Origin of the sequence: Bacillus sp. NTK074B (assembly GCF_017303375.1) — a bacterium.
GTDB lineage: Bacteria > Bacillota > Bacilli > Bacillales > Bacillaceae_B > Rossellomorea.
Map to the genome: position 1 here is coordinate 484557 of NZ_JAFKOH010000001.1, position 15671 is coordinate 500227.

Genomic DNA, 15671 nt, shown 5'->3' on the forward strand with positions numbered 1-15671 from the left:
TCAATTCATTGAACAAAAATATGCTCTTTTAATTTTTCGAATGTCTTATCTCCGATGCCGGATATGTTTGTAATCTCTTCAATGGCAGTGAACGGTCCATTCTCTTCGCGATACTGCACAAAAGAGGCCGCTTTGGATGGCCCGATTCCAGGAAGTGACTCAAAGTCCTGTTGGGAAGCAGTATTGATATTGAGTTTATCCTGCCCTGATTCAGCACCTGAAGAAGGGACTGGAAGATCCTGAGGTTCCATTTCACCGACTTTGGGCACGTATATCATCATTTCGTCCGTTACCTTGACGGCCAGATTGATCATTTTCCTATCGGCATCTTCCGTGAAACCGCCTGCCCTGTCAATGACAAATTTCAACCTGTCCCCCTGCCTCACCTCATATAGCCCGGGGCTAACGACTTGTCCTTTCACATCTACATATACGTTTTCTGGAGTTTTCACAGGTTCAGAACCCTCCTCTTTTTTCACCGGTGCTGCTTGAATGGAAGAATCCTCAATGGGTGGCTGGAATGCACTTTTCAATATATAGGCAATCAGTAAAACACTACAAACCAAAACAACGAACAGAATCGTTCTATACTTTTCAATTATGGATCGCACGGAAATCACCTCGGATGGAATAATCATTGCAAGGAATTCATAAGTTTTAGGAGAGACTGTGATTAAGGAGGGCTGAACATGAAGGTAGGTATCATCGGGACAGGAAACATGGGGAAAATAATGATTGAGGCTCTCATTGAATCCAATGCGATTTCTCCTTCGCATCTTCATATTACGAATCGTTCAATAAAAAAAGCTGAGGATATAAAGAAGAAGTTCACGAAAATCAATGTAGGCTTTTCCAATGGAGATGTGATTTCTACATCTGATCTAATCTTCATCTGTGTAAAACCACATGATGTGTATGATGTGATTCAGGAGAATAAGAAAAGATTCACGAAGGAAAAATGCGTTGTATCCATCACCAGCCCGGTAAATGTGGGTCAATTAGAGTCATTATTAAGCTGTTCTTGCGCCCGATTCATTCCAAGCATCACCAATCGCGCCTTGAGCGGTGTGTCCCTTTTAACATTTGGTGATCAATGTTCGGATAATTGGAGACGGGTTTTAACTAGCCTTGCCAGAAATATATCCACACCTGTAGAAATTAATGAAAATGTGACACGGGTGGCTTCTGACATCGTCAGCTGCGGTCCTGCTTTTTTCAGTTATGTTACTCAACAATTCATCAATGCAGCCGTTGAAGTAACGGAAATAGATCAGGAAACCGCGACGGTCCTGGCATCCGAAATGCTGGTCGGCCTTGGAGACTTATTAAAGAAAAATATTTATACGTTACCGACGCTTCAAGAGAAAGTTTGTGTAAAAGGAGGAGTGACGGGCATAGGGATTTCTGTGATGGAAAGAGAATTAGGAGATGTTTTTGAGAAGTTATTCGAAGCTACACAAGAGAAATTCGTGGATGATATTGAAGGGACAAAATCACAATTCGGGCTCTAGGAAGAATCCTTACGTTACTATTTCGACACGAATTGTTTTTTTCCTTCTTTTTTTTATTACACGAATAAAAGCCGGACCGCCTTGTGGCAATCCGGCTTTTATTATTTCTTTTTGCATGCAAAGAAGATTCTCTCACTCTGTTCGGTTGGAGATTCGCTGGAAAAGTCTGCTGTGATGCTGGCTACTTCAAATCCGCTTCCCACCAGCCATTCATTTAACATCAGAATGGGATAGGTTCGCTGTTTGTGGAGCTCTTCCACTCTCTCATACTGTCCGGTATCATCATCCTTCACAAAAAAGGTGAGTTCGTGTTCCACGCTATTGGGGACAACTCCCGGAAAGCAATCCCAGATATAGGAGACGTGTTCATCCGTTAAGGTGAAGGTTTGATTCGTGAATATTTGCGACATCTTAAAAATGGAATGTACATCAAAAAGGAATAATCCGCCCTGTTTCAAGTGAGCGTAGACGCTTTTAAACGTATGTTCTACGTCACTCTCGTCTTCCAAGTAATTCAATGAATCACAAAAAATCGTAATAATATCATATTCACCAAGGGAATCGAGCTTTGACATATCCTGTTGGAACAGTTGAATTGGAAGCTTTTGGTCCGCTGCCTTTTCCTGGGCGACCATCAACATATCACTGGATAAGTCGACCCCCGTCACATCGTACCCTTCACGAGCTAGTCTCAGAGACAATTCCCCTGTTCCGCAGGCGATATCAAGAATTCTTTTTCCTTGAACTGAACATTCTTTTGTCTGTTGATTGACATATTCCAACCAGCCGTCGTATGGGACGTCCTGCATGAGATAATCGTACACATAAGCAAAACGTTCATAACTCATTTAGAGGTTCTCACCTTGCCCGACTTCCACTAATGACGCGTCTCCCCATAGGCGTTCCAGGTTATAGTAACCTCTTTCTTCTTTATGGAACACGTGAGCGACAACGTCACCCAAATCAACTAAAATCCAACGTGCCTGATCAAAGCCTTCTAATCGTTTGACCGTATAGCCTTTTTCTTCTGCTGCGTCTTTCAGTTCACGGGCAATTGCCTGTACCTGCTTGTCCGAGTTTCCGTGGCAGATCAGGAAATAGTCCGCAATCAACGAAACACCTTTCATATCCAATACAACAATATCCTCAGCACGTTTGTCATCAGCGGCTTTATACGCTAATTCTACTAAATTCTGTTCCATTCCTTCATCTCCTCTGATTTAAAGTTAATTCATTGTAAAAGCGAAATGTATCAGGATAAATCGCTTGATTTTTTTTCATTAGAAACGTCATCGTATTCTGAAGAGCCTTTATGATGGCAGCATCCAATGATTCTTTAGCTAGTTCCCTCACTTCTTCCACACCTGGGAACCCGCGATTCGGCTCGATATAATCGGCTAAATAAATCACCTTGTCAAGGATGGTCATCCCCTCTTTACCTGAAGTATGGAAACGGATGGCATCCAAGATTTCCAGGTCTTCTATCCCTACCTCACGTTCTACCAGGAGTGCCCCGACAGGTGCATGCCACAGCTCGCTATTATAAAGCAGCAGCTCCCCTGAAAGATTCTCTTCTTCAATAATCGCTTTCATTTCCTCTTTATCCCGAAACTTAGCATAGTCATGAAATATGGCAGCTGTTTCAGCTTTCTTTTCGTCCGCTCCATACCTTTGTGCAAGTTCGATGCTAGTTTCCATGACACCGCATGTGTGAATATAGCGGTGCTCGGTCAAATGTCCTTTTACGATTTCCAAGGCTTTTTCTTTATTCATATAACCTCTCCTCCTTTATAAATCGATACACGTCATCTGGAACTAAATACCGAACCGAATGACCCTTATTTACAGTGTCACGAATGTAAGAAGAAGAAAGATCGATGGCCGGGACTTCAATCAATTGCACATTAAAGGAAGTCTCATGGGTATACATAGGACGATTCACCCCAATAAAATTCACCATATTCTGAAGTTCATCGATTTTATACCATTTTGGGAGATACTCAATCATATCCCCCCCAATGATAAATGAAAATTCGGTGTTCTCTTCTCTTTCCATTAAGAGCTTGATGGTGTCATATGTGTAGGATGCACCCTGTCGTTCGAGTTCGATCATTTCAATGGAAAAACGCGGATGATCCTTTATCGCTGCCTCCAGCATCATTAGCCGCTGATTTGCCGATACAGAATCATCCACCTGTTTATGTGGGGGCACATGGTTCGGAAGAAAGCGTATTTCATCCAAATCCGCCTTCTCAAGAACCTGTTCCGCAATGACCAGGTGACCCATATGCGGAGGGTTGAATGTGCCTCCCAGTAGTCCAACCTTCTTCATGATTGTATCAATCCTTATCTTGGCAGGATTAATTGCTTGTTTTCTTTTGATTCTTTATAAAGAATGATGGTGTTCCCGATGACCTGGACAATTTCAGCCCGTACACCCTTTGATAGTTGTTCTGCCACCTCAGTCTTATCCATATCACAATTTTGAAGGATGCTGATTTTCATCAGTTCCCTTACTTCGATTGCTTCGCTTATTGTCTTGATCATATTATCATTGACTCCGCCTTTTCCTACTTGAAAAACCGGATTTAAGTGATGTGCTTCTGAACGTAAAAACCTTTTTTGTTTACCTGTTAACATGTTGACCTCCTAGTTGTTGTAAAACGATGTTTTTCATTATGGAATAGGCAGGGAAGATCCCTGTCCACTTCTCAAATGAGAGCGCCCCCTGAAACACAAACATATCTAGTCCGTTTTGGGTGATGGCTCCTTTTTGTTTAGCCTGCTTTAAAAGTGCTGTTTCTAATGGATTATAAATAATATCGCTGACGATGCTTCCCTGCTTTAACTTGACGATTTTCAAAGGAATCTGATCGATATGAGGAAGCATACCGATAGACGTCGTCTGGATGATGACATCATATTCCTCCAGTACGTTCTCAGCTTCGTCCAAAGGAAGAAATACGGATTTCAGTGCGAAAGGACACGTTTCCATCATCTTCTCCGCTCTATCGGGCGTCCGGTTAGTTACATCTATTCTACCCGCTCCCGATGAGGCAAGGGTGTAGTAGATGGCCTTGGCAGCACCGCCTGCTCCAATGATAAGGATCGATTTGTTTTCAAGTTGATCCCCGGCTAACTGCTTCAACCCCTCAACAAAACCAAGACCGTCCGTATTATAGCCGATCAGCTTTCCATCTTCATTGACGATCGTATTCACAGCACCAATAGCCTCCGCCAGAGGATCAATTTCATCCAATAGGGGCATGACCTTTTCCTTATGGGGAACCGTTACATTCACACCTTTGATGCCTAATGCTTTAATCCCGAGGATCGCTTCGGGGAGCTGTTCCTTCTTCACGTGAAACTTCACATATTCTGCATCAATACCATTTTCTTTAAATGCGCTGTTATGCATCAAGGGAGACATGGAATGAGCAATCGGGTCCCCCATTACACCATATAGAGCCACAGAACCCCTCCTAGATCAATGATTTTCTCAAAAAGACGCTGACGCCTTTCGGAACATGAGCCGCAATGGTCGCACCTGCATCATTCACGGTGATCCACCCGAGCCCTGAGAAAACGATATCCGTTTTCGCTTCTTTGATCTTGAATTCATGCCTCACAAGCTCCGGGAACGAATCCATGTCATCTTTTCTTGGCGGCTGCAATAACTCACCCGCATGATTTTTATAAAGCTCCTCTGCTTTTTCAACCTTCGTACGATGGATTGTCAACTCATTAGAGAAGTAGCAGGTAAAGGGCTGACGTTCCCCCGCCATGAAATCAAATCGTGCCAACCCGCCGAAGAATAACGTTTGCTCAGGATTCAATTGAAACGTCCTCGGCTTAATTTCTTTTTTCGGCGTGATGATTTTTAAATCCTGTTTATCTACAAAGTGTGCCATCTGATGATGATTGATGATCCCGGGGGTATCAATCAGTGATTCCTCATCATCCAATGGTATCTGAATCATATCAAGAGTCGTTCCCGGGAAGTGAGAAGTCGTGATGACATCCTGCTCTCCCGAAACATGCTTTATGATTCGGTTAATGAACGTGGATTTCCCTACATTCGTACATCCTACTACATAAACGTCTTTTCCTTCTCGATATTCTTCTATCGCTTCGATTGCTTCGGCTATCCCCTGACCTTTGGCAGCGCTCACCAGTTGAACATCAATTGGTTTTAATCCAAGTTGGCTCGCTTCATGCTTCATCCAGTGAATAAGCTTGGAGTGCTTGACGGACTTCGGCAGAAGGTCTACCTTGTTTCCAATCAGAAGAATCGGGTTGGAGCCCACGAACCGGTGCAGTCCCGGAAGCCAGCTTCCATTAAAGTCAAATATATCTACAACCTTGACAATCAAGCCTTCAGAGTCACCAATTTGGTTTAATATTTTCAGGAAGTCATCATCGGTCAATGGAACATCCTGGACTTCATTATAATGCTTTAATCTAAAACAGCGTTGACAGATGATCTCTTCCTTTTGAAGAGCCGAAGGAGGGGCATATCCCATCTCATCTTTATTTTCCGTCTGGATTTCAACGCCACAACCTATACATACAACTTCACTCACTTTTTATCCTCCCACTCAAGCATGCCTTTACGCTTGAAAAACTTCATGATCCTGCGTTCTACTTGACGATTGAATTTCGTAAAGAAACCATCCGATTGTGCTACAGGGACAACCAATATCGTATGAAAGCCGCTCCGGTTCCCACCCAGTACGTCCGTTAAAAGCTGGTCCCCGATGACGACCGTCTCTTCCTTCTTTACACCCATTTCCTTGATTGCCTTCTTGAATGCACGTCCCATGGGCTTACGTGCCTGAAATATAAATGGAACTCCTAAAGGCTCGGCAAATGCTCCGACACGGCTCTTGTTATTGTTAGATACAATTGTCACAAGAATCCCCTGCTCCTGCATCACTTTGAACCACTGAATTAATTTCGGGGTGGCGTTGGGCCTGTCCCATTCCACTAATGTATTATCCAAGTCGGTGATAATTGCCTTGATTCCCTTTTCTTTTAAATGGTCCGGGCTGATACTGAAGATATCCTGAACCTGCTCATTTGGTAAAAACTGTTTGATCACTCGCTACACCTCAAATTTCGTTTACAATTATATAAATAACTGCTCTCACTATTTTCTTTAATCGAACATACTCTTTATAAAAAAATTGATTTCTTCCTTATACCTTTAACCTATAACAGATTAATGATAACCAATTTTACATACAGATTCAAAATAAATCATATATATTCCTGGAAATCCAAACATATTCGTAAAACAAATAAATATTTTTCGACAAATTTCCAGTTCCGTTTAGGATTGTGGATAACCTTATTCACATTATACAGAACACAAACATCGGTTATTTACCAGTTATATACAAGATAGTCACAACTTATCCACCGTGAGCTGTGGATAACGGAACGCTTGTTCTAAAAAAATAAATTTGGTAAAGTTTAATTACTACTTGAAAACGTACTTACATTCATTTTTGAAATACAAAAAGATGATGATTATTGGAGGTGGCATTAATGAGGAAGTTATCGGACGAACTGTTGATTGATTCTTATTTCAAAGCAATCGAGCTGAAGCTCAATACAGAATTCATTCGCCTCATCGAAATGGAAATTCACCGTCGATCCCTTACGAATAAAATAAAAGCTACTTCGTAGAATAGTAACATTAAATGGGACGGATTTGATTAGAATCCGTCCTCTTTTTTTATTCAATGTATTCCCCGATATTTCATCTGCTGTCATCTTTTAAGGAACCTACTGACGGAAAGTTCCTGAACAATCCTGCATAATTTCAAAAAACGATTAACTTTAGCAGTTTCATAAGTATATAATAAAATTTTATTATATACTATATTAATAAGAATCTTTTTTCACTGTGTGCGGTTACAATCATTAGTTCAAGCATCTTCAGCCATAATTCATGTTCAACAGTGAACAAACTTTATTAAAAGGAGTGAGTGCTGATTGTTTCTCTCTGGCGTCCTCGATCAAACGTTCAAGAAGATTAAAGCACAAACAGCCAACCTGATTACCCTGACCAATTTATCATTAGGTGGCTTTGCCATTATTTCCATTCTTCATAACCAATTACATTTAAGCTTGATTCTCATTTTCATCGCCGCTTTAACAGACAGATTTGATGGGATGGTAGCGAGGAAATTAAACATCGAGTCCGAACTAGGAAAGCAGCTGGATTCAATGAGTGACATCATTTCTTTTGGGGCTGCCCCGGCCATACTCCTGTATGCGGCCGTTCTCAACGAGTTTGATGTGCCGGGCATGTTTTTTATGATTTTCTATTTAGCTTGTGGAGCTTATCGATTGGCACGCTTCAACATTTCAGAGAATGACGGCTACTTTACAGGATTGCCCATTACTGCAGCAGGCTGTTTATTGACCATGTCCTATTTCGCCATTCCGTTTGTGCCGAGCGTACTCCTCGTATGTATAGTCGTCGCCCTGTCCATATTAATGATCAGTCCATTTACTTTGAAGAAGATGTAATAAACAAAAGAACCCGGCTTGGGTTCTTTTTATTTTTGCTTGTCGCCTCTGGGCAAAGCCCCTCCGCTTTTCTTCTTGTCCAGCTCCGGGGCTTAGAGGCTCGAGGTCATAAGTCAAACCTGACATAAAGGCAAAGGGCCCCTTTTTGTCAGGTTCGTCTTATGCTTGTCGCCTCTGGGCAAAGCCCCTCCGCTTTTCTCTTGTCCAGCTCCGGCGGCTTGGCCCTCGAGGTCATAAGCTAAATCGACCAAAAAGGCAAAGAACGCCTTTCCGGTCGATTCATCTTATGCTTGTCGGGCCAGAACGAGCCGCCTCCGCTTTTCGTTTAGCAATTGGTGTAGTACCACCAGCCACCGAATAGGAAAAGCAGGATGAGTAATACGACGACGAGGGCGAAGTAGAATCCTCCTCCGCCGTAGCCGTAGCAACCTGGATAGACTGGGCCGTAACAAGGATATCCGTAAGGCATGACCATACCTCCTCACTCACTTTTACTATCAGTATATGTATATAGTGAAAGAGCGTATAGGCCATTCTCACTTTCATTACGGAATTAGCGTTGGAAAATATGCTCATTTCCCGATTACTTTGCCTGGACATGCAAGGACATCCTCTCCTTATCATATGAATGAATATAGTCTTAAGTCCTTATGGAGGTGGAAATATGTCTGGAGTCCTTACAGCACTCGGTTATTTCTTTAAGGAGTTAATTTTTCTCGTTTCTTACGTTAAGAATAATGCCTTTCCCCAACCATTATCTGCTGCTGATGAACGGAAATATTTAAGGTTGATGGCAGAAGGCGATGAACATGCCCGAAATATGCTCATCGAACATAATCTCAGGTTAGTTGCCCACATCGTCAAGAAATTCGAAAACACAGGCGAAGATCCAGAAGATTTGATCTCCATCGGGACCATCGGGTTGATCAAAGCGATTGAAAGTTATTCAGAAGGTAAAGGAACGAAGCTTGCTACCTATGCGGCACGATGTATCGAGAATGAAATCCTAATGCACCTGCGCGCACTTAAGAAGACCAAGAAAGATGTTTCCCTCCATGATCCCATCGGACAGGATAAAGAAGGCAATGAGATCAGCTTGATCGATATTTTAAAATCGGAAAGCGATGATGTTATTGATACTATCCAACTAAGCATGGAGCTCGAAAAGGTCAGAAAGTACATTTGTGTACTGGACGAGAGGGAAAAGGAAGTGATCGTAGGGCGGTTCGGACTGGATTTAAAAGAAGAGAAAACCCAAAGGGAAATAGCAAAGGAGTTGGGTATTTCAAGAAGCTATGTTTCACGGATCGAGAAACGGGCCCTCATGAAGATGTTTCATGAATTTTATCGCGAGGAAAAAGAAAAGCGAAATAAATCCTAATAAAGAAAAGCGGTCCATTGGCCGCTTTTCTTTTTCATATTCACTACTCTACGCTTACTTCAGCGGAAATGATCAAACCAATCACAGATGTCAGGATAAGACCCATTATCATTGAGAACATCGTCATCCCTCTCCCTCATTAAACTGCACTTCTTACTATTAATATATCACGAAAACGCGCAAATTCCCTTCCCATTCGTGAACAACTTATTACTAAAGATTGACAGAGGTGTGACTGATCCTTCCTTATACAAAAAAGAGGATACCCTCCGAGTAAGGGTATCCTTTTCCTCATTTTTTCGTTACCCGCTTCTTCCTTTTATGGAAGATAGCCGACCAAAGTGCAATATTCAAAAACATCTTTCCACCACCTCCAGAATCGTTAGGCAGTATCCTTCTCTACCCATAGCGCATTCAGCATTTTCTCCTGTACATAAATCATCATTCATTCTCCTCTCCAGTAGTTGATCTTGTGTCTTAGAACAATTGCGACATGTAGTGCTGCTTTGTTTTTGTTTCTTCATAGCTTTTAGAAACTGTTTCATTGTGAGAAGCTTCTTCAAACGATTCTTGCTTCTTATTGAAGGTTACAGTAATAAATAAAAGATTCAGTGTCATACGTATCACCCCTTTCAAAGTGCCTGCTGTATGCAGGGCATAGTAAAAAGCCACAAAGAGACCGATCCTTGTGGCACAAAAAAGCCACAGGGATCTACATTCTCCCTGTGGCTATCATTTAATGGAATTCAAATTAAGATAAAGACATCCCACAAGCGGTCGAATGATGAAAACAATATGAAGTTGTGTCTTTTTTTCCAATAAGCACGAACATTTTCTTCGACCTCCCTCTTGTGATTTTTTCTTACACTGGTTAGTATATCCAATTATTGATGTAATGTAAACTCTTTTCTTCACTATTTTTTCTACAAATTTCCACATTTGATAACATCCGATATCAAAGAAGAAAAGCGGACCCTCATGGAGAATCCGCTTTTCTTATCTATTCATCCGCTGACTGCAGATCTTTTTTATATTTGATGACTTTTGTGAAAAACAATAATGACAGCCCGAGTAAAACAACCGTCCCTGTCATTAGTGGAACCATTTTACCTGGTGTGACCGTTACTGTTGGAATGATGACGCCTAAATACATAAAGACACTAAGTGCAAGTAACGTAAAACCAAATCGTTTGAAGTCAATGATCTTATGTTGAATGGTCTTTTTGTTATCCATTTGCTTTCACCTACTTTAGAACTAGTAAACTCTCATTCTATGGTAACATATGAATGCATGAAGTCTGCCATGTAATTGATACCAGTTCTCCCACAGGTTTCTTTACTTGGAAAGGGCGTTGTCGATATCTTCAATCAAGTCTTCCACATCTTCAAGACCGACAGAGATACGAACAAGTCCATCTGTGATGCCAAGTTCATTACGACGTTCTGCCGGAATGGAAGCATGGGTCATGCGTGCAGGAACGGAGATAAGACTTTCTACGGCACCAAGACTTTCAGCCAATGTGAAGAATTTTGTATTGGTTAAAAGTCTGTCGGCATTTTCTTCGCTGCCTACATCAAAGGAAACCATACCGCCAAATCCTGATGCCTGCTTTTTAGCAATGGCATGATTCGGATGGGTTTCTAAACCTGGGTAGTATACCTTTGATACTTTCGGATGAGAAGAAAGGAACTCAACGATCTTCTTTGTATTTTCTTCATGTTCTTCCATTCGAAGTCCCAATGTTTTAATACCACGAATCAATAACCACGAATCCTGGGGCCCGAGAACCCCTCCTGTGGAATTCTGTACAAAGAATAATTCATCCGCAAGCTCTTGTGAATTCACCACAACGAGACCTGCCACAACGTCACTGTGTCCACCGATATATTTAGTAGCACTGTGAAGCACAATGTCTGCCCCCAGGCTGATTGGGTTTTGCCAATACGGTGTACTGAACGTATTATCTACGATGGTCAACAGATTGTGTTTCTTGGCTAATGAAGCTGCTGCCTCTATATCCGTGATTTTCAGTAGTGGATTGGTAGGTGTTTCAATGTATACAGCCTTAGTATTCGATTGGATCGCTTTTTCGATATTGTTGATATCACTTGAATCAACAAATGTGGATTCAATTCCAATGCGGTTTAACACTTTGGTCATGACACGGTACGTGCCACCATATACATCGTCTGTCATCACAATATGATCTCCGCTATTGAACATCATCATGACTGCCGTGATGGCCGCCATTCCCGACCCGAATGCAAATCCTTTTTCTCCGCCTTCGAGATCTTTAATAAGCTCTTCCAAAGCGTGGCGGGTCGGATTTCCAGAACGGGAATATTCAAAGCCTTTATGCTTTCCTACTTTATCCTGCTTATACGTACTCACCTGATAAATGGGAGTGGATACAGCACCTGTTTGAGGATCTGTCGGAATACCACCGTGAATTAATTGTGTTTTCTTTTTCATGATTAGATTCCTCCTTGATATATTCTCTTACTTAAATATCTCTCACTTGAATCCGGAAAAATCGTGATGATATGACTTCCCGGTTCTGCCTCTTCTGCCTCCAACAGCGCTGCATGGAGGGCAGCACCGGAAGAACTGCCAACAAGCAAACCTTCCAATGATGCCAGTTCCTTTACCCTTCTAAAGGCATCATCATCCGTGACTGTGTGGATACAGTTAAAGTAGCTTGCATCCATATAGTCAGGAAGAAATTCCATCCCGATCCCTTCAGTTTTATGGGGTCCTGATTCTCCCCCATTCAGGATGGATCCTTCAGGTTCAACGATCACGGTCTTAACCGTCTCATTCATTTCTTTAAGGTAGCGGGCAGTCCCCATAAAGGTTCCGCCTGTCCCTGCACCGGCGACAAAGGTATGAATGTTCCCATCCATCTGTTGCCATAGCTCCGGTCCCAACGTTTTGTAATACGTATTCGGATTGGCTTTATTCCCGAATTGTTGCGGGGAATACGAGTTAGGGATTTCCTTCACCAATTCGGCGGCTTTCGCGATGGCTCCCTTCATTCCTTCTTCAGTAGGGGTATGAACAATCGTCGCACCCAGTGCCTTCATAAGCTCCTGTTTTTCCATACTGAATTTTTCCGGAATGCAGAATATGACGTTGTAGCCTGAGTTCACTGCCGCCAATGCCAAACCAATTCCTGTATTTCCTGCCGTTGGTTCAATGAAGGTCCCCCCGGGCCTAATGTTACCGTTCTCAACGGCCGTCTTTAATAACTCCAGCCCCAATCGATCCTTTACGCTGCCCCCGGGGTTAAAGAACTCCAGCTTGGCAAAAAGGCGGACACCGTTCTTTAGCGGGAAATGTGTCAGTTCAACGATCGGTGTATTCCCTATCAGATCGTGTACACTCTTATAAACGTCCATGAATTTAATCCCCCTTTAAACAAAAACAGACCCATGTACCAATTCGTTCTCATAAAGGTTGAATAAACGGCTCTTAAACACGTCCGATCTCCATCGATGAGGGAAAAGGTGCCTGGGTCAGCTGTATGTCCCGTGTATTAAGCAGACTTTACAATGCTCATGACCATTTTCGCAGAGTGAAGTGCTGCCTTTTCTAAATATTGGTCAAAGGAAACATCCGATTCCTTGCCGGCAATATCCGATAGAGATCGAATGATGACAAATGGAACCCCAAATTGATGCGCCACTTGTGCAATGGCTGCTGCTTCCATTTCCACTGCCTGCAGGCCGGTGAATTTATCACGTATCGCTTCCACTCGCTCAGGGTCATTCATAAATGAGTCTCCTGTCGCAATCAATCCAGAAACAACCTGTACGTCCCCTAACTCCCTCACGCTGTCGATGGCCGTTTGCTTCAACTTCTCATCTGCCGTAAAGGCTGCCGGAAGCTGAGGAACCTGACCATAGTCATACCCAAAAGCTGTTACATCTACATCATGATGTCTTACTTCAGTTGAAATGACGACATCACCTACATTTAGAGAAGGATCGAATCCTCCTGCTGACCCAGTGTTGATGATGCAATCCGGTTTGAAGTGCTGCAATAGAACAGCTGTCGACATCGCTGCATTCACTTTTCCGATTCCGGAACGAAGTAAAATCACTTCTTTGTCTTTCATAGTACCGCTTGTATATTCACACCCTGCGATCGTTTCTGTTACAGGGTTTGAAATGTTCTCTCTTAATAAGGCTACTTCTTCTTCCATTGCTCCGATGATGGCGATTTTCATTCGTTAAAACCTCTTTCTACTTTTTAGTCGCCTCCATGATCCACACAAACGTATTCACTTGTTCAAACGTGACTGAAAACCCATTTTCGTCCAATAACTCCCTTAAAACATTCAAGGTTGTATAGTATTCCCGTTTTAAATCTTCAGCCAGATTGAAATACTCTTTCTTTATTGCTTGGGATATGGCGGCTTGATAGTGCTGATCTGTCTCAAACATTGTATCAGCAAATACTATTTTACCACCTTGTACTAGAAGCTTTCCATAGATGCTGAAAGCTTTTCCCTTTTCTTCATCGGTTAAATGATGAAAGGCATATGAGCTTACAATGGAATCGGCATGACCTTCTATAGAAAAGTCAAGGAAATCGCCATCTCTGAAGGTGACATCATTACCAAGTTTCTGCATACCTACCGCTCTCATTTCAGGAGAAGGTTCAAAGGGGATGACCTCAAATCCTGAATCGAGGAATCTCTTCGTAAGATTTCCCGTACCGGGACCAAATTCAACGACTCTCCCTTTGGATCTTGAAACGACCTCATCAAGAATGCTGTCATAATGTTCAAACACTGCTTGATATTCCACGTCTTTCCCAGTCACTGTATCATCATAGGAATCTGCCCAATCCTGAAACAGATCCAAAAATTCTCTACCCATGGTTAAGCACCTCTGCGTTATTAAGTTTACAATTCCTATAAACATACTATGAATTAAATTTAAAACTGTTATTAAATTATCATATTCTCCTGACTTATTCAAGAAATTTTATTTGTCAAACAGGGGAAAGCCCTCTAAAATAAAGGGGTCGACCTTATATAAACCATGCATAAAGAAGGAGGTATTCCATGAATATTTCATTTGATTTAATAGAAGATAAAGTGGAGTTCTTTGAAGCGGACAATTTACGGACGTTGGAGAAAAAGGTAGATGAACAGATTCAACATAATAAAGCCATCATGCTCTCAGTCCATCATGTGGATCACGCGGTTTCCATCGATGAGAACGGTAGAAGATTATACAGCGCGATGGTGCATTTCAAAGTGAAGAAGTGATTTATGGGAAAAGGCCCTTTTACGTTTGAAGGGCCTTTAAAATGATGCATCATAGTTATTTGTTGTGAAATATTATAGAATAGCATTAATTAGAAGCAATATTCGGGGCTTGGATGGATTAAGCCAAAATGTCATTAATCCGGCCGCTTTACAATTTAATTCCCACCCCCGGCCCTCACTTAACTCAACCATATAATAAAAGAGAGCCCCTCAGGACCCCCTAATCATCAGTCTTTATCATTTTCCTTAAGTTCCTGCACTTTCGTCGGCTGCCATCCTTTGCCATCGACCCATTGCAAGTACACTCTATAAGGCGTCTTTGTATCTTTAGTCGTCACGGTAGCCATGGATTTCTGAGGGCCACCATTCCCTTCAATATACCAAACGGTCATGTTGGATTCAGGAATCCCCGTTGCATAAGAAACGGCCTTAATTTTTTCCTGCCAGTCGGCACTGCCTGGTTCATAAGAAGAGGCGTGTTCACCGGACTGCTTTGTGCCTACGGGCTTCCAGTCAGGATGCACCATGGTTTTCTCCACATTGGGTCCATCGCCTTTCTCGACTTTCATCTTACTGTCGTCCAGAGCTACACTCTCTTTATTCTCATCAGATGATCCGTCCTGCTTTTGTTCATCCTCTTTCTTTTTATCATCGTCTTTTTGTTCTTCGTTTGCTTTATCTTCAGCATCGCTATTTTCTTCCATAGAAACGGATTTATCGCTGTCTTGTTTTTCTTTCGAGCTTGTAGCGCTCTTGGCATCCTTGGTCTCTGAATTCTTCGGAGCGTCGGTCGTGGCTTTTTCGTCGCCACCTCCGCCAAATACGATGGTGCCTCCGACAACGACAATTAATAGAAGTACGACGGCTATCATTATGTTTAATATTTTATTTGTATTCTTTTTGGATCGTTTGTCTAATCGAGATTGGTATTTCGCCATTTTGTTCCCTCCCTATTATCCT

The 15671-nt window shown here is 42.2% G+C and carries 21 protein-coding genes; 5 read left to right on the forward strand and 16 right to left on the reverse strand.

Annotated elements, in window-relative coordinates; genetic code table 11:
• Positions 1 to 5: 5 nt before the first annotated feature.
• A complete protein-coding gene (locus JI667_RS02610; protein WP_206850105.1) occupies positions 6 to 611 on the reverse strand; it encodes a helix-hairpin-helix domain-containing protein in 606 nt (201 codons plus the stop codon).
• Between the two features lie 78 nt (positions 612 to 689).
• Between JI667_RS02610 and comER the strand changes: the two genes are divergently transcribed.
• On the forward strand, positions 690 to 1511 hold the full coding sequence (gene comER / locus JI667_RS02615; RefSeq protein WP_206850106.1) for a late competence protein ComER: 822 nt from the start codon (positions 690 to 692) through the stop codon (positions 1509 to 1511).
• 101 nt (positions 1512 to 1612) lie between these two features.
• Here the strand turns inward: comER and JI667_RS02620 are convergent, their stop codons facing one another.
• From JI667_RS02620 to JI667_RS02655, 8 genes are read right to left on the reverse strand one after another with little or no spacing between them, the layout of a single operon-like run.
• Positions 1613 to 2359, reverse strand: a complete 747-nt coding sequence (locus JI667_RS02620) for a class I SAM-dependent DNA methyltransferase (protein WP_206850107.1) — start codon at positions 2357 to 2359, stop codon at positions 1613 to 1615.
• Positions 2360 to 2713, reverse strand: a complete 354-nt coding sequence (gene rsfS / locus JI667_RS02625; protein ID WP_206850114.1) for a ribosome silencing factor — start codon at positions 2711 to 2713, stop codon at positions 2360 to 2362.
• A gap of 4 nt (positions 2714 to 2717) precedes the next feature.
• Positions 2718 to 3284: a bis(5'-nucleosyl)-tetraphosphatase (symmetrical) YqeK gene (gene yqeK, locus JI667_RS02630; protein WP_206850116.1), complete on the reverse strand. Its 567-nt coding sequence runs from the start codon at positions 3282 to 3284 to the stop codon at positions 2718 to 2720.
• Positions 3277 to 3843, reverse strand: a complete 567-nt coding sequence (locus JI667_RS02635; protein ID WP_206850118.1) for a nicotinate-nucleotide adenylyltransferase — start codon at positions 3841 to 3843, stop codon at positions 3277 to 3279. Before JI667_RS02635 ends, yqeK begins: the two co-directional genes overlap by 8 nt.
• A 14-nt stretch (positions 3844 to 3857) precedes the next feature.
• Complete coding sequence (yhbY, locus tag JI667_RS02640; protein WP_206850126.1) at positions 3858 to 4151, reverse strand: ribosome assembly RNA-binding protein YhbY; 294 nt, start codon at positions 4149 to 4151, stop codon at positions 3858 to 3860.
• Positions 4138 to 4983, reverse strand: a complete 846-nt coding sequence (gene aroE, locus JI667_RS02645) for a shikimate dehydrogenase (RefSeq protein WP_368077872.1) — start codon at positions 4981 to 4983, stop codon at positions 4138 to 4140. Before aroE ends, yhbY begins: the two co-directional genes overlap by 14 nt.
• A gap of 10 nt (positions 4984 to 4993) precedes the next feature.
• Positions 4994 to 6094, reverse strand: coding sequence for a ribosome biogenesis GTPase YqeH (yqeH, locus tag JI667_RS02650; RefSeq protein WP_206850128.1), 1101 nt, complete (start codon positions 6092 to 6094; stop codon positions 4994 to 4996).
• Entirely contained in the window at positions 6091 to 6612 is a 522-nt protein-coding gene (locus tag JI667_RS02655) for a YqeG family HAD IIIA-type phosphatase (protein WP_206850129.1), read from the reverse strand. Before JI667_RS02655 ends, yqeH begins: the two co-directional genes overlap by 4 nt.
• Before the next feature lie 449 nt (positions 6613 to 7061).
• Between JI667_RS02655 and JI667_RS02660 the strand changes: the two genes are divergently transcribed.
• The 3 genes from JI667_RS02660 (at position 7062) to sigK (ending at position 9432) form a co-directional block, all read left to right on the forward strand.
• Positions 7062 to 7202 carry a sporulation histidine kinase inhibitor Sda gene (locus JI667_RS02660; protein ID WP_206850132.1) on the forward strand — a complete coding sequence of 47 codons (141 nt, stop codon included), beginning with the start codon at positions 7062 to 7064 and terminating at the stop codon, positions 7200 to 7202.
• Positions 7203 to 7511: 309 nt separating this feature from the next.
• Positions 7512 to 8051 carry a CDP-diacylglycerol--serine O-phosphatidyltransferase gene (gene pssA / locus JI667_RS02665; protein WP_206850135.1) on the forward strand — a complete coding sequence of 180 codons (540 nt, stop codon included), beginning with the start codon at positions 7512 to 7514 and terminating at the stop codon, positions 8049 to 8051.
• 664 nt (positions 8052 to 8715) lie between these two features.
• Positions 8716 to 9432, forward strand: coding sequence for an RNA polymerase sporulation sigma factor SigK (gene sigK, locus JI667_RS02670; protein WP_044339577.1), 717 nt, complete (start codon positions 8716 to 8718; stop codon positions 9430 to 9432).
• A gap of 477 nt (positions 9433 to 9909) precedes the next feature.
• On the opposite strand, the gene JI667_RS02675 is transcribed toward sigK, so the two are convergent.
• From JI667_RS02675 to JI667_RS02700, 6 genes are all read right to left on the reverse strand, one after another.
• Positions 9910 to 10050 carry a YrzI family small protein gene (locus JI667_RS02675; RefSeq protein ID WP_206850137.1) on the reverse strand — a complete coding sequence of 47 codons (141 nt, stop codon included), beginning with the start codon at positions 10048 to 10050 and terminating at the stop codon, positions 9910 to 9912.
• A gap of 382 nt (positions 10051 to 10432) precedes the next feature.
• On the reverse strand, positions 10433 to 10666 hold the full coding sequence (locus JI667_RS02680) for a YrhC family protein (RefSeq protein ID WP_206850139.1): 234 nt from the start codon (positions 10664 to 10666) through the stop codon (positions 10433 to 10435).
• A 102-nt stretch (positions 10667 to 10768) separates the two neighbouring features.
• The gene (locus tag JI667_RS02685; RefSeq protein WP_206850141.1) at positions 10769 to 11905 is read right to left on the reverse strand and encodes a bifunctional cystathionine gamma-lyase/homocysteine desulfhydrase; all 1137 of its coding nucleotides are present in this window, start codon (positions 11903 to 11905) and stop codon (positions 10769 to 10771) included.
• 2 nt (positions 11906 to 11907) lie between these two features.
• Entirely contained in the window at positions 11908 to 12831 is a 924-nt protein-coding gene (locus JI667_RS02690; RefSeq protein WP_206850142.1) for a PLP-dependent cysteine synthase family protein, read from the reverse strand.
• Between the two features lie 137 nt (positions 12832 to 12968).
• Entirely contained in the window at positions 12969 to 13661 is a 693-nt protein-coding gene (gene mtnN, locus JI667_RS02695; protein WP_206850152.1) for a 5'-methylthioadenosine/S-adenosylhomocysteine nucleosidase, read from the reverse strand.
• Between the two features lie 16 nt (positions 13662 to 13677).
• Entirely contained in the window at positions 13678 to 14316 is a 639-nt protein-coding gene (locus JI667_RS02700) for a class I SAM-dependent DNA methyltransferase (protein ID WP_206850153.1), read from the reverse strand.
• A 188-nt stretch (positions 14317 to 14504) separates the two neighbouring features.
• Between JI667_RS02700 and JI667_RS02705 the strand changes: the two genes are divergently transcribed.
• Positions 14505 to 14711, forward strand: a complete 207-nt coding sequence (locus tag JI667_RS02705) for a DUF2536 family protein (RefSeq protein WP_206850163.1) — start codon at positions 14505 to 14507, stop codon at positions 14709 to 14711.
• Between the two features lie 227 nt (positions 14712 to 14938).
• Here JI667_RS02705 and JI667_RS02710 read toward each other — a convergent pair whose 3' ends face one another.
• Complete coding sequence (locus tag JI667_RS02710; RefSeq protein ID WP_206850165.1) at positions 14939 to 15649, reverse strand: YrrS family protein; 711 nt, start codon at positions 15647 to 15649, stop codon at positions 14939 to 14941.
• Between the last annotated feature and the right edge of the window lie 22 nt (positions 15650 to 15671).

Excerpts from the sequence above, each read along its gene's own strand:
- JI667_RS02680 (WP_206850139.1), bottom strand. The coding sequence starts at position 10,666 with ATGGATAACAAAAAGACCATTCAACATAAGATCATTGACTTCAAACGA.
- yhbY (WP_206850126.1), bottom strand. The coding sequence starts at position 4,151 with ATGTTAACAGGTAAACAAAAAAGGTTTTTACGTTCAGAAGCACATCAC.
- sigK (WP_044339577.1), top strand. The coding sequence starts at position 8,716 with ATGTCTGGAGTCCTTACAGCACTCGGTTATTTCTTTAAGGAGTTAATT.
- JI667_RS02635 (WP_206850118.1), bottom strand. The coding sequence starts at position 3,843 with ATGAAGAAGGTTGGACTACTGGGAGGCACATTCAACCCTCCGCATATG.
- JI667_RS02675 (WP_206850137.1), bottom strand. The coding sequence starts at position 10,050 with ATGACACTGAATCTTTTATTTATTACTGTAACCTTCAATAAGAAGCAA.
- comER (WP_206850106.1), top strand. The coding sequence starts at position 690 with ATGAAGGTAGGTATCATCGGGACAGGAAACATGGGGAAAATAATGATT.
- JI667_RS02700 (WP_206850153.1), bottom strand. The coding sequence starts at position 14,316 with ATGGGTAGAGAATTTTTGGATCTGTTTCAGGATTGGGCAGATTCCTAT.
- JI667_RS02620 (WP_206850107.1), bottom strand. The coding sequence starts at position 2,359 with ATGAGTTATGAACGTTTTGCTTATGTGTACGATTATCTCATGCAGGAC.
- mtnN (WP_206850152.1), bottom strand. The coding sequence starts at position 13,661 with ATGAAAATCGCCATCATCGGAGCAATGGAAGAAGAAGTAGCCTTATTA.
- yqeK (WP_206850116.1), bottom strand. The coding sequence starts at position 3,284 with ATGAATAAAGAAAAAGCCTTGGAAATCGTAAAAGGACATTTGACCGAG.
- rsfS (WP_206850114.1), bottom strand. The coding sequence starts at position 2,713 with ATGGAACAGAATTTAGTAGAATTAGCGTATAAAGCCGCTGATGACAAA.
- JI667_RS02685 (WP_206850141.1), bottom strand. The coding sequence starts at position 11,905 with ATGAAAAAGAAAACACAATTAATTCACGGTGGTATTCCGACAGATCCT.
- JI667_RS02690 (WP_206850142.1), bottom strand. The coding sequence starts at position 12,831 with ATGGACGTTTATAAGAGTGTACACGATCTGATAGGGAATACACCGATC.
- JI667_RS02660 (WP_206850132.1), top strand. The coding sequence starts at position 7,062 with ATGAGGAAGTTATCGGACGAACTGTTGATTGATTCTTATTTCAAAGCA.
- JI667_RS02705 (WP_206850163.1), top strand. The coding sequence starts at position 14,505 with ATGAATATTTCATTTGATTTAATAGAAGATAAAGTGGAGTTCTTTGAA.
- JI667_RS02710 (WP_206850165.1), bottom strand. The coding sequence starts at position 15,649 with ATGGCGAAATACCAATCTCGATTAGACAAACGATCCAAAAAGAATACA.